The sequence below is a fragment of the Methylobacter sp. Wu1 genome (genome assembly GCF_036553575.1).
In the GTDB taxonomy this organism is placed as follows: domain Bacteria; phylum Pseudomonadota; class Gammaproteobacteria; order Methylococcales; family Methylomonadaceae; genus Methylobacter.
On sequence record NZ_JAZHOC010000036.1, the window covers coordinates 63760 to 77282 of the forward strand.

11 protein-coding genes are annotated in these 13523 nt (G+C 52.3%); 2 read left to right on the forward strand and 9 right to left on the reverse strand.

Going from position 1 to position 13523, the window contains the following annotated elements; translation table 11 throughout:
• Positions 1-4: 4 nt before the first annotated feature.
• The 9 genes from rfbA to V2P20_RS04730 form a co-directional block, all read right to left on the reverse strand.
• Entirely contained in the window at positions 5-871 is an 867-nt protein-coding gene (gene rfbA / locus V2P20_RS04690; protein ID WP_331816608.1) for a glucose-1-phosphate thymidylyltransferase RfbA, read from the reverse strand.
• 44 nt (positions 872-915) lie between these two features.
• On the reverse strand, positions 916-1980 hold the full coding sequence (rfbB, locus tag V2P20_RS04695) for a dTDP-glucose 4,6-dehydratase (protein WP_331816609.1): 1065 nt from the start codon (positions 1978-1980) through the stop codon (positions 916-918).
• Positions 1981-2304: 324 nt separating this feature from the next.
• The gene (rfbD, locus tag V2P20_RS04700; RefSeq protein WP_331816611.1) at positions 2305-3192 is read right to left on the reverse strand and encodes a dTDP-4-dehydrorhamnose reductase; all 888 of its coding nucleotides are present in this window, start codon (positions 3190-3192) and stop codon (positions 2305-2307) included.
• A complete protein-coding gene (gene rfbC / locus V2P20_RS04705; RefSeq protein WP_194969584.1) occupies positions 3189-3734 on the reverse strand; it encodes a dTDP-4-dehydrorhamnose 3,5-epimerase in 546 nt (181 codons plus the stop codon). The genes rfbD and rfbC overlap by 4 nt, the downstream gene beginning before the upstream one ends.
• Positions 3735-3917: 183 nt before the next feature.
• Complete coding sequence (locus V2P20_RS04710; RefSeq protein ID WP_331816614.1) at positions 3918-4880, reverse strand: DHH family phosphoesterase; 963 nt, start codon at positions 4878-4880, stop codon at positions 3918-3920.
• A 252-nt stretch (positions 4881-5132) separates the two neighbouring features.
• Positions 5133-5357, reverse strand: a complete 225-nt coding sequence (locus V2P20_RS04715) for a hypothetical protein (RefSeq protein WP_331816616.1) — start codon at positions 5355-5357, stop codon at positions 5133-5135.
• A 147-nt stretch (positions 5358-5504) separates the two neighbouring features.
• Positions 5505-5843, reverse strand: coding sequence for a T6SS effector amidase Tae4 family protein (locus V2P20_RS04720; RefSeq protein ID WP_331816618.1), 339 nt, complete (start codon positions 5841-5843; stop codon positions 5505-5507).
• 182 nt (positions 5844-6025) lie between these two features.
• Entirely contained in the window at positions 6026-6352 is a 327-nt protein-coding gene (locus tag V2P20_RS04725; protein WP_331816620.1) for a helix-hairpin-helix domain-containing protein, read from the reverse strand.
• A 131-nt stretch (positions 6353-6483) separates the two neighbouring features.
• Positions 6484-7803 (reverse strand): UDP-glucose/GDP-mannose dehydrogenase family protein, encoded by a 1320-nt coding sequence (locus V2P20_RS04730; protein ID WP_331816622.1) that lies wholly within the window; start codon positions 7801-7803, stop codon positions 6484-6486.
• A 255-nt stretch (positions 7804-8058) separates the two neighbouring features.
• Between V2P20_RS04730 and V2P20_RS04735 the strand changes: the two genes are divergently transcribed.
• Positions 8059-10170 carry a bifunctional (p)ppGpp synthetase/guanosine-3',5'-bis(diphosphate) 3'-pyrophosphohydrolase gene (locus V2P20_RS04735; RefSeq protein WP_331816658.1) on the forward strand — a complete coding sequence of 704 codons (2112 nt, stop codon included), beginning with the start codon at positions 8059-8061 and terminating at the stop codon, positions 10168-10170.
• 63 nt (positions 10171-10233) lie between these two features.
• The gene (polA, locus tag V2P20_RS04740; RefSeq protein WP_331816624.1) at positions 10234-12945 is read left to right on the forward strand and encodes a DNA polymerase I; all 2712 of its coding nucleotides are present in this window, start codon (positions 10234-10236) and stop codon (positions 12943-12945) included.
• Positions 12946-13523 lie beyond the last annotated feature (578 nt).

A 13523-nucleotide genomic window follows, 5' to 3' on the forward strand; every position in this document is an offset into this window, starting at 1 on the left:
AAACTCACTTCTCAAGCAGCCTCATCAGATAATTACCATACTCGCTCTTCAGCAACGGCTTCATTAACTGCCTGAGCTTGTCATCATCAATCCAGCCATTGCGCCAGGCAATTTCTTCCAGACAAGCTATTTTCAGCCCCTGCCGTTTTTCAATGGTCTGTATAAATTGCGATGCATCCAGCAGGGACTCATGGGTGCCGGTATCCAGCCAGGCCATGCCGCGGCCCATCAGCTCCACGGACAAGGTGTTCTGCTCCAGATAGCAGCGGTTGACATCGGTGATTTCCAGCTCGCCGCGGGCCGAAGGCTTTATCGATTTGGCGATCTCCACGACCTGATTGTCATAAAAATAAAGGCCGGTCACCGCATAGCGGGATTTGGGCTTAAGCGGCTTTTCTTCCAGAGAGACGGCGGTTCCTTCACCGTCAAACTCAACAACGCCATAACGTTCCGGGTCCTGCACGGGATAGGCGAAAACGGTTGCGCCCTTTGTCTTTTGCACCGAGCGTTTCAGCAGTTTCTCCAGATCATGCCCATAAAACAGGTTGTCTCCCAGTATTAATGCGCATGGATCATTCCCTATAAATTTCTCGCCGATAATAAAAGCCTGGGCCAAGCCGTCCGGCGAGGGCTGGACAGCATATTCAAGCTGCATGCCCCATTGGCTGCCGTCGCCCAATAGCTGCTCAAACCGGCCGATATCCTGCGGCGTTGAAATGATGAGCACTTGCTGTATGCCCGCCAGCATGAAAATGCTCAGCGGGTAATAAATCATGGGCTTGTCGTAAACCGGCAAGAGTTGCTTTGAGATGCCTAAGGTAACGGGATGCAAGCGCGTTCCTGAACCGCCTGCCAATATTATTCCTTTCATGCTCTATTTTTCCTGTCAGTAGTGATTCAGAGTTGTCTGGTTTTTTACTTTGTGCCCAAGCCTAACCGTTCGCGCCGATAACTGCCGTCCTGCACGCTTTGCCACCAGGCTGGATTATCGATATACCATTGCACGGTTTTCCTGATGCCGGTTTCAAAGGTTTCTTTCGGCGCCCAATTGAGCTCCTTATTGATTTTACTCGCATCGATGGCATAGCGCTTGTCGTGTCCGGGACGGTCCGTTACATGCGTGATCAATTCTTCATAGCGCGTTATGTTTCCGGGATGATCGGGCATTAATTCATCCAGAATGCCGCAGATGGTCTTGACGACTTCAAGATTGGTTTTTTCGTTGTGGCCGCCGATATTGTAGGTCTGCCCTACGCTGCCTTCGGCCACGACCTTATAAAGCGCCCGTGCATGATCCTCGACATAAAGCCAGTCGCGTATCTGGTCGCCCTTGCCGTAGACAGGCAGCGGCTTTCCCTCCATGGCATTCAGAATCACCAGCGGGATCAGCTTTTCGGGGAAATGGAAAGGCCCGTAATTATTTGAGCAGTTGGTGACGATCACCGGCAGACCGTAAGTCCGGTGCCAGGCTCTGACCAAATGATCCGATGAGGCCTTGCTGGCCGAGTAGGGCGAGCTTGGATCATAGGCGGTTTCTTCGGTAAAAAGCCCGGTCTCGCCCAAGGCGCCGTAGACTTCATCGGTCGAGATATGGTGAAAACGGAACGCTTGCTTTTGCGCGTCGGCCATTGCCTGCCAGTATTTGCGTGCGGCTTCCAGCAATGTATAAGTGCCGACGATATTGGCTTGTATGAAGGCGGCCGGGCCATCGATGGAGCGGTCCACATGGGATTCGGCCGCCAGGTGCATGACCGCATCGGGCTGATAGTGCTGGAATAGCTGCTCGATTTTGGCGGCATCGCAGATATCGGCCTGTTCAAAATGGTAGCGCGCATTGGCTTCTATCGATTTGAGCGATTCGAGATTGCCCGCATAGGTGAGCTTGTCGACATTGATAACGCTGTGTTCGGTCTCATTGATCAGATAACGAACCAGAGCCGAGCCTATAAACCCGGCACCTCCAGTGACTAATATTTTCATATGTTGTGTTTAATTGCTCTGTTCCAAAGTCAACTCACGGTAAATATCTCATGGTGAACTTACCGTGATCTTAATTTTTTACTTAACTGTGTTGCGTTCGGGCCGTATTTTTTCTCGCTTTTACCGTACTTACTAGCCACACGTTTTAAAGCCGGTCTTCGTTTCACATGAAAGCGATGCCATGCATGCGTAGGTGCGAATTTATTCGCACTTGCCCCTCTTTAAAAAATAGCAGTGTTTCGGGTCGAATGAATTCGACCCTACAGCTTAGCTCCTGCGAACTTCCTACTACTGACACCAATATTCAAGCTGCAGTTTCTGCTTTTAAACCACATCAGCCATGCAAAGCCGCAGCGCATCGTCCCAGGCCGGCATTTTCAAACCGAAGCGCTGCTCCAGGCGGCTTGTTGACAGCCGCGAGTTGAGCGGGCGTTTGGCCGGCACTGGATAATCCGTCGTCGGTATCGGATTGATGATGCGGTTTTTTAATGGCTGCGTTCCTTGCTGACGGGCGATCTCAACGATCGCCTGAGCAAAGCCATGCCAGGACGTTTCACCCGCCGAGGTCAGATTGTAAATGCCTGAGCTGAAGCCGCCTTGCTGTCTTTCAAGCAAAGACTGCCTGAGCACATGCGCCGTGGTTTCGGCGATCAGGCGCGCCCAGGTGGGCGAGCCGATCTGATCGGCCACGATATTCAATTCTTCGCGTTCCGCCGCCAGGCGCAAAATGGTTTTCAGGAAATTCTGCCCCCTGGCCGCATAGACCCAGGATGTACGCAGGATCAGGTGATCCGCTCCGGTTGCCTGAATCGCCTGTTCGCCGGCCAGCTTGCTCTGGCCATAGACGTTGACGGGATGAACGGCATCGTCTTCCGTATAAGGCGCATGCTTGGTGCCGTCAAAGACATAGTCGGTGGAATAATGAATCAGCAGCGATGCATTTTTCGCCGCTTCTTCGGCTAATACGCGGGGCGCTTCCGCATTGATCAGGAATGCCAGATCCCGTTCTGATTCCGCTTTATCAACAGCCGTATAAGCGGCCGGGTTGACAATAACATCCGGATTAAGCTTCTGAACAGTGCGGCGCAATCCGTCAGGATCGGAAAGATCGGCCTGCGAGCGATTGACGGCAATGACCTCGCCAAGAGGCAATAAGGCCCTGGCCAGCTCCCAGCCTACCTGACCGCTGCAGCCTGTCAGCAGGATTTTCATGCAAACACCTCGGCTTCACGGAACGAGACGCCCTGCTGATCCTTGGCAGAAAGACTGGGCACACAGTCTTCCGGCCATGCGATGCCGATGTCGGGATCATCCCAGCGGATGCAGCGTTCATATTCCGGCGCGTAGTAATCGGTGGTTTTGTACAGGAAGTCCGCCTGCTCGGACAACACCAGAAAGCCATGGGCAAAACCTGCGGGCACCCACAATTGCCGATGATTTTCTTCGCTCAATTCGACGCCGACCCAATGGCCGAATGTCGATGATGATTTTCTCAAATCGACGGCCACGTCAAATACGCTGCCCCGCACTACGCGCACCAGCTTATCCTGCGGATGCTTTACCTGATAATGCAGCCCTCTTAAGACATTTTTGCCCGAGCAGGAATGATTATCCTGCACAAAAGCCGCTTTTATGCCAGTTGCATTCTGAAATTTCTGCTGGTTGTAGCTCTCCAGAAAAAAGCCGCGTTGGTCGCCGAATACTTTAGGTTCCAGGATAAATACATCGGGAATTTTTGTTGGGATTATTTTCATTCTTTAATCTTAAGGTAGAAATTCGCTGCGGATAAGCGTTAGTGACTATATTAATGCTCATTTTAACGTCATCACTGCGGAATTGCACTGTTATAACCGCTCTGCCAATGTTGCGGCTCATTGACGCGGCACAGTCAGGATAAAGCGTTAATTGTCTGTACAGAAAGCTCTATCTGCGCATCCCTAAAGCTGGCTATACTTTTCGCTGAATCTTTTTATAAAATCAGGCAATCGCTCTACCGGCAAATGATTGATCCCAGCCGCCCCTTTGCGCCCGCCGCCGCTGGGAAATTCGCTGCACAGTTCATCCGCGCCGGTTTTATTGATCAGCGGCGCGCGAACACTGACTTGGTAACCGCCCCGCTTATTATGCGTCACGATGGCGTGCGCTTTTTCAGGAACCCGATTGGCCAACTCATTGCCATAAACGCCATTAATGCGTCGAGCCCAGATTTTATCCGGCAATACGATCACCGTGACATGATTATTATCATATTCGGGCTTGATACGGTTTGCTTGAACCAGATCGTCATAATAGCCGGCCTGAAGTTCCTTGTAGATTGAGCGTTGATCGCTGATAAAATCGAAAGGCGATTTATAAGCCAGCAAACGCTTATAAAGCTGATCCGGAGGATAATGCAGATCTTCCACGCAGCTGCCATAACTGTTGTAGTTGATGCAAACGCCCAGTTCCTTCAATTGGCCTATTTCGAAAGCCGATAGCTTTAGTACGCTTGCCGCCTGTTCCGCGCTTTGATTCAAATTGTCGCCGAAGGCGGCAACAACGGCCCAGCTACGGTATTGTCCTTGCAGATAACGGTCAACCAGAAGACTCGTGCACATGTTCGCATCGGTATCGATCAGCGTTTTAAGCGCGGCATGCTCGGGTATATCGCCAGCCAAATGGTGGTCGACATAAAAAATGCGGGCGCCTTGCTGGAGTATCCTTTCTACATGAGGGCGATTTTTCTGCAGGGAAATATCCAGCACGGTCACATCATCGCCCGGCTTCACATTAACCCGATCCAATAGCTCTATATCGCGCTTTATTCCCGTCACCAGTACTGACGATTTTGGCTCGGCCAATCGAAGCTGCAACAAAGCGCATATGCCATCGGCGTCGCCATTGAAGACATCATAATTCATTAATTTAAAATCCCCTTTCAATCAGTTAGCTTTGCATCTGCTCCGCGCGCTTTGCTTCAGGACTCGCTGTTTATTCATAGACCGAACCAATTCTGGTAAAGTTTTTGAGTTTTTTATACAGGCTTTTCACCGTATTGCTTACAGATTGCCAGAATTTACCTGGTGTGAACTGATAATGCCTCGCATCACCGGCAACAAAAAGTGACGAGGATCAAGGAGCTCCGCTTTTTGCTGTCCGAGTGCATGCGATTGTTAACGATTTGTACCTTCCTTGAAAAAACGCTGCAAAAGAATGAATGTTGCTGCAGCAAAAATTGGAAAGGCTATAATTGTCGATGCTTCAAATACAGTAGATATTTCTGAATTGCTTCTAGCATATGGGATATAAATATTGCTAACTAATGTGCCTACGACCGGGCTTATGATCACACCACAAATTACACTGATCACTAGCTTCCAGAGTTTTGATTTGACCATGCTATTTATCCTATGATCCAAAAGAACCAAACTTCAGCCTTTTGATAGCGACCGCCTCCCATAACAAGAAAATCCCAATAGCTACTAAATCTAGTTAGTCTATTACCATTCCATAAATCGATATGATCACCTTGGTTGCTTGGACCATCAATAGTCTTTGAAAAATATTATTCCTTTTTTGCCAGCAATCTTGGAGAACCCATCTTTTCCCTTGAATTTAATTGGTTTCTGTATCTTCGCAGAGATCGGATATTTCTCTACAGCATTTGCCAATTCTTCTGCGGCTAATATATGCCCGGGCTTGTCTTTATGAAGCCAGCATCTCCTGACTGGCAAATTTCGCGTTTTTAAACCACTGCGTTCCAAACATTCTCCCATTCTGATTGCGCACTGGTTGTCGAAGTTCTTTTTACCATCAGATGAGCAAGGATAGTCATCGTCTGTAATAGTGGGATGATTTTCCCACAAAGTTTCAAATAGGCTCATTGGTAATATTCTTCTTATCGCTAACAAATTGTTGATTTAGATTCTGCACGATGAAGAGCACTTTAACTCCACTTGCAGTAGCTAATGTCCTAAAAATCATAAAGATTTTATTGAAGTGGCCACCAGTACAGCCATATCCAAGATGATAGCTATCTTATTGCATATACCGGCGGCCTAGAGGATTACTGCTGTTTATCTGTTTTTGCGTCTTTCTTTGGTGCTGCCGCCTCAGGCTTTGGAGCTGCCGCTCCGGAATCACTCAACAGGATGTCGCTTTTGTTTTTTTGCACGGTTTTTTCGCCGATACCGGAAACATTGGCCAGCTCTTCTGCCGTTTTGAACGGACCGACTTCTGTCCTGTATTTAACGATAGCCTCGGCTTTTTTCTGGCCAATGCCAGAGAGGGATTCCGATATCGTTTTGGCGTCAGCGCTATTGATATTGACGGGAGCGGCAACGGCATTGGCGGCGCAAAAGGTGGCAAATAAAGTCACTAATAACGTTTTCATGTTTTATCCTTAAAATTGAATGTGAAATTCGAATAGTCTTAACTTATCGCCAACCAAAAATAATTTTAACTATTCACAAGGTAGTTTAGACGTTAGTGTCAAAAATACCAGCCTTCAAGGACAACCACGCTCTAGCGGCCGATGGCGTAATACTGCAAGCCGCTGCGCCGGACCAGGCGCGGCTCGTACATGTTGCGTCCGTCGAAAATGACTTTATCCTGCAGCTGCTGGCTTAAAAAATCAAAGTCCGGGCTGCGGAACTGCTTCCATTCCGTCACAATCACCAGCGCATCGGCCTGTTTCAGGACTTCCTTGGGCGAATCGCAGTAGCTCAATCCCGGTCTGTCGCCATAAATGCGCCGCGCTTCGTCCATCGCTTCCGGATCGTACGCCTGAACGCTGGCGCCGGCCTCCAGCAGGGCTTCCAGGACGACCCGGCTAGGAGCATCGCGCATGTCGTCGGTATTGGGCTTGAATGACAAGCCCCACAGGGCAAAAGTCTTGCCGCTTAAAGCGCCCTGATAGTGCTGATTGATCTTATCGAACAGCCGGTGCTTCTGGCGGTTGTTGACGTTCTCCACGGCATTGAGCAGCTCTGCCTGATAGCCGCATTCCTTGGCTGTCCGCTCCAGCGCCTTGACGTCTTTCGGGAAACAGGAGCCGCCATAGCCGCAGCCGGGATAAATAAAGCTGTAGCCTATGCGCGTGTCGGAGCCTATCCCCTGCCGGACATGCTCGATATCGGCGCCCAGCTGTTCGGCCAGATTGGCCAGTTCGTTCATGAAGCTGATTTTGGTCGCCAGCATGGCGTTGGCCGCATATTTGGTCAATTCCGCCGAGCGGATGTCCATGGTAATGACGCGCTCGTAGCTGCGGTTGAACGGCGCATACAGGGCCCGAAGCAGTTCGGCGGTCCGGGGATTGTCTGTGCCGATGACGATACGGTCGGGCTTCATGAAGTCGCTCAAGGCATCGCCTTCTTTCAGAAATTCGGGATTGGACACGACATCGAACTCCAGGTCCAGGCCACGATTGTCCAGGATTTTCTGCATCGTCGCCTTGACCTTGTCGGCCGTGCCGACCGGTACGGTCGATTTGTCGACGATGACCCGGTAGCCGTCCATATGCTCGGCAATGCTGCGCGCGACCGCCAGCACGTACTGCAGGTCGGCCGAGCCGTCTTCATCGGGCGGCGTGCCGACCGCGATGAACTGGAACAGGCCGTGTTCCACGGCTTCCTTGACATCGGAAGTAAACCGCAGCCGCCCCTCGGCCTGGTTTTCGCGGACCATGGCCTCCAGCCCGGGCTCATAAATCGGGATGATGCCTTGTTTGAGTTTTTCTATTTTGGCGACATCGACATCCATGCAGACGACGTCATTGCCGACTTCCGCCAGACAGGTTCCGGTCACCAGCCCTACATAACCGCTGCCGAAGATAGTAATTTTCATGGTTTTTGTCCTTGATGATTAAAAACTGATTGATGTGCCGACTTGGAGCCAATGAATTATTGACTGGCTATGGACTCAAAATCGATGAGCACTATTATCGGCATGGGCTATAGTTTAATGGGTTTATGTTTTAATTTTAATCGGTATTCACACCGTCACAAATTTTCAATTTATTGAATGGCTGTCAGCGAACTGACATTGATAGTCTCGGCCTATCATCATTGCCAAGTTCTTCGAATCGTTTACAATCATCAGATGCAAATACACACCCATCCCAACGAAGCGCTGTTTTCCGGCCTGTCTGCTCCGGATAAGGAGCAAATCGATCAGGCGCTGGCTATCGTCGCCAAAATCCCTGACGATCCGCATTATTACCGCCCTAAAGGCATCGATGTGGCCGGCATTTTGATGACGTTCAATATCGACCTGAAAACCATACTCGCGGCAATTTTAAGTGACCCTCGCCTGGCGAATTTAAATCCCCAGCCCGACATTGCCGAGCAGTTCGGCGAAACGGTCGCGGCGCTGGTCAAGGATGTCAACTGGCTCAATACCTTGACCGTTTACACGCCGGAAATGGCCAGCCAGCCGAATCAGGCCGAAACCCTGCGCCGCATGCTGCTGTCCATGACCCACGACGTGCGCGCCGTGCTGATAAAACTGGCTTACCGCGTACAGCGCCTGCGCAACCTGCCGCGTGAGTCCTACGAAGTGCGCCATTTTATTTCCCAGGAAACGCTGGATATCTACGCACCGATTGCCAACCGGCTCGGCATTCACCAATTGAAATGGGAGCTCGAAGACATGGCGTTCCGCTATCTGGAGCCTCAGGTCTATCGTCGCATCGCCACTTCCCTGGCCGGCAAGCGCGCGCATCGGGAAACCTGCATCAGCCGCTTTATTGCCCTGCTACAGAAAACGCTGGCCGAGACGAGCATTGCCGCGGAAATCTATGGCCGCCCCAAACATATTTACAGCATCTGGAAAAAGATGCAGCGCAAGCAGCTGGACATAGAAGAACTGTACGACCTGCTGGCGGTGCGCGTCATTGTCGACAACCTGGCCGATTGCTATACCGTTTTGGGTATTGTCCATGGCCACTGGCAAACGATACCCAAAGAATTTGACGATTATATTACCAATCCCAAGGAGAACGGCTATCAGTCCCTGCACACGGTCATTCTGGATAAGGATGGCAATCGCATCGAAGTCCAGATCCGCACGCGCGAGATGCACAACTTTGCCGAGCTCGGGGTTGCCGCGCACTGGTCCTACAAGGAAGGCGGCAGGCACAATGCCGCCATTGAAAAAAGCATTTCTTCGTTGCGCAAGCTGCTGGAAGAAAAAGACAGCGACGAGGCCCTGGTTGAAAATCTCCGCAATGACCTGTTCGACGATCGCGTCTACGTGCTGACGCCGGCCGGCAAATTAATCGATCTGGTCAAGGGCTCCACGCCGCTGGATTTTGCCTATGCGATCCACAGCGAAATAGGCCATCGTTGCCGCGGCGCGAAAGTCAACGGCCGCATCGTGCCGCTGACTTATACGCTGAAATCGGGCGAGCAGGTGGAAATTCTGACCGCCAAGGAAGGCGGCCCCAACCACAACTGGATAGACCAGAACCTGGGCTATTTAAAATCATCGCGCGCCATCGGCCGCGTCAAAAGCTGGTTTAAAAATCAGCAACAGACGCAGAATATCGCGACCGGCAAAGCCATCCTGGACAAAAAATGCCAACAGTTGGGGCTGAAAATGGTTAATCTGGAGGAACTGGCCAGACATTTCAAACAACCCGATACCGATAAACTGCTCGAGGCGATCGGCCGCAGCGATATCAATGTCCGTCAGCTGGCGGCTTTCTTTAAAATACCCGAGCTGGAGGAGGCGCCGCCGGCCAAAGCCAAGCCGCAAAAAGCGCCAGCCAAATCCGCCGTTTCCGTGGCCGGCCTCGATAACGTGCTGACGTCTTTTGCGCAATGCTGCCAGCCGGTTCCCGGCGACGACATTATCGGCTATATCTCGCACAATAAAGGCATCACCGTGCACCGCAAGACCTGCGAAAACATCGTGCACCTGAGTCCCGAGAAACAGTCCCAGCTGATTGCCGTGAACTGGGGCTCGCAAAAATCCAGCCATGCCGTGCCTATCGTCATCCATGCCTTCAGCGCGCAGAATCTGTTAAATGACGTATCGCAAGTCCTGGCCCAGGCGAAAATTCATATTTCCAATGCGGTATTGAATACACATCCTGATTTTTCAGCAGACCTGAACCTGACGATTCAAATCGAAAACACCGACCAATTGAGCCAGGTGCTGACTAAAATCAATCAATTGCCTAACATAGTCGATGTTAAGCGTAAAACTTAATTAGCCGCTCAGGGCGACAGAAATCGCCCTACGCATTGTATCCCTGACCTTGTAACTGCAACTATGCCCCAAGACACACAAAAACGCCTGGTCCTCGTCGACGGTTCCTCGTTCCTGTTCCGCGCCTACCACGCCCTGCCGCCGCTGACCAGCCCGAAAGGCGAGCCGACCAATGCCATCCTCGGTGTTACCAATATGCTGCGCAAACTGATCGATGATTATCAAAGCGATTACATCACGGTCATTTTCGATGCGCCGGGCAAGACCTTCCGCAATGATCTCTACGATCAATACAAAGCGCACAGGCCGCCCATGCCCGACGATCTGCGCGTACAGATCGAGCCGTTGCATCAGTTGATCCGGGCCATGGGCCTGCCGCTGATCATCGAAAACGGCGTGGAGGCCGACGACATCATGGGATGCCTCGCACAGCAAGCCGAGCGAGAAGGATTTCATGTGGTGATCTCGACCGGCGACAAGGACATGGCGCAGCTGGTCAACGAACACATCACGCTGGACAACACCATGTCCAATGTGCGGCTTGACATTCAGGGCGTCATCGACAAGTTCGGCGTAAAACCCGAGCAGATCGTCGATTATCTGGCTTTGATCGGCGATACTGTCGACAACATCCCCGGCGTGCCCAAAGTCGGCCCCAAAACGGCGGCCAAATGGCTGGAGGAATATGAATCGCTGGAAAACCTGATCGCCTGTGCCGACCAGATCAAAGGCAAGATCGGCGAGAACCTGCGCGCCAGCCTGGATCAACTGCCGCTATCGAAGCAACTTACGACGATCAAATGCGATCTGGATCTGCCCTACAGCCTGGAAGACCTGAAGCGCCGCCCCGTGGACAACACTGAACTCAGAAATCTGCTGACCGGGCTGGGTTTTTCATCGTGGCTGAAACTGCTCGACAGCCAAGCCGAAACCGCGGCAGTCCCCGAAGAGCAAGCGGCCGTTCCGGAATCGGTTTATGAAACCGTTCTTACCGAGGACCAGTTCAACGATTGGTTCAAGCAGCTCGACCAGGCGCCGCTGTTCGCCTTTGATACCGAGACGACCAGCCTGTACTACAGCAAGGCGGAAATCGTCGGCGTCTCCTTTGCCGTCACGCCCGGTCTCGCGGCTTATGTGCCGCTGGCGCACGATTACCCCGGAGCCCCCGACCAACTGGACAGAACCGAGATTCTGGAGCGCCTGCGCCCGCTGCTGGAAGACCCGCATAAAGCCAAGCTGGGCCAGAACCTGAAATATGACATGCATGTGCTGGCCAACCACGGCATCGCGCTGCGCGGCATCGCCCATGACACGATGCTGGAATCGTACGTGCTGAACAGCACGGCCACGAAGCACAACATGGACGACTTGGCCAAAGAATACTTAGGCATCGAGACGATTCATTACGAAGATGTATGCGGCAAGGGCGCCAAACAGATTCCGTTTCAGGAAGCGCCGGTGGAACAGGCTGCGTTCTATGCGGCCGAGGACGCCGACATTACGCTGAAACTGCATCAGGTGCTCATGGCAAAACTGGCCCCGCACAAAGCCTTGATGAATCTGTACTCGCATGTCGAAATCCCGCTGATCAGCGTGCTGGCGCGCATCGAGCGCAATGGCGTGCTGATCGACACGGCCATGCTGGCGCAGCATAGCCTGGAACTGGCCAATCACATAGTCGCACTGGAGCAGCAGGCGCACGACCTGGCCGGGCAGGCGTTCAATCTGGGCTCACCGCGGCAGATCCAGGAAATCCTCTTTGACCGGCAGAAACTGCCTGTGCTGAAGAAAACACCGACAGGCCAGCCGTCCACCGACGAATCGGTGCTGCAGGAGCTGGCCATGACTTACCAACTGCCCAAACTGATCCTTGAGCACCGCAGCCTCTGCAAGCTCAAATCGACTTATACCGACAAGCTGCCGCAGCAGGTCGACGACAAAACCGGCCGCATCCACACGTCCTATCACCAGGCCGTGACCGCGACAGGCCGCCTGTCGTCCACCGATCCCAATTTGCAGAACATCCCGATCCGCAGCGACGAAGGCCGCAAAATCCGCCAGGCGTTTATCGCGCCGGCGGGCTATAAAATCGTCGCAGCCGATTACTCGCAGATCGAACTGCGCATCATGGCGCACTTGTCCAATGATGCCGGCCTGCTGCGAGCCTTCAGCGCCGGCGAGGACGTGCATCGCGCGACTGCCGCCGAGGTATTCGGCGTGGCGCCCGATCAGGTCACGCCCGACCTTCGCCGCTCGGCCAAAGCGATCAATTTCGGGCTCATTTACGGCATGTCCTCGTTCGGGCTGGCGCAACAGCTCGGCTTGTCGCGTAACCAGGCGCAGTCCTATATCGACCTGTACTTTGCGCGCTATCCGGGCGTCAAGGATTACATGGACAATATCCGCGCGCTGGCGCGCGAACAGGGTTATGTGGAAACTTTGTTCGGGCGCCGCCTGTATCTGCCCGAGATCAAATCGCGCAACGCGGCGCGCCGCCAGTATGCCGAACGCACGGCCATCAACGCGCCGATGCAGGGCACGGCCGCCGACATCATCAAGCGCGCGATGATCTCTGCCGATCAATGGCTGCAACAGAAAAAGCCCGATGCAAAAATGATCATGCAGGTTCATGATGAGCTGGTCTTTGAAATCGCCGAAGACCAGCTGGAGCGCTGCACGGCCAGCATCAGGGAACTGATGTGCTCGGCCGCCGACCTGAACGTGCCGCTGGCCGTCGACATCGGCATAGGCAATAACTGGGACGAGGCGCATTAAGGTTGCGCCGTTGTAAGATTGAATCTACTTGTACCCATAGCAGGGCTGGGCTTGTAGCCCCGCCCTAACGTTTTTACGATATTCGCTAAGCGACTGCAGTTAATCATCGCCAGACATTCCGAACGGAACAGCATGTCCCGTCCAGCTATGACGTTTCTACGCTACTCGTTAAGTAAAAATTTATGTATTTATGAGGAACTTTTTATTTTCACATTCGTCTTATTGACGTACGCCTTAAAACGGCGTCGAATCAGTCCAATTCCCCCCTTTTATGATTGGCTGATTTTTCTTCTCAAGCCCCAACATGCTTGTACGCATTTGGGGCTTTCTTTTTCTCATTATTCCGTAAACTATTTTCTCTGTTATCCTGTTTGAATAGCAGACCGCCATTCTGCGCGCATCTTCAATAATGCCTCCATGACACAACAATCTGATGAAGTTGCCTTTTGCCGTCAATCAAGTCAGCAAATACGTACAGTCTGATGACGGAGACAATGCTATGATGGTGCTTTTTCTCCGTCTTCATGGGAGCATGCTTCGGGTTGCCATGCCCCTTACTGATCGATGCATTAGGAGAG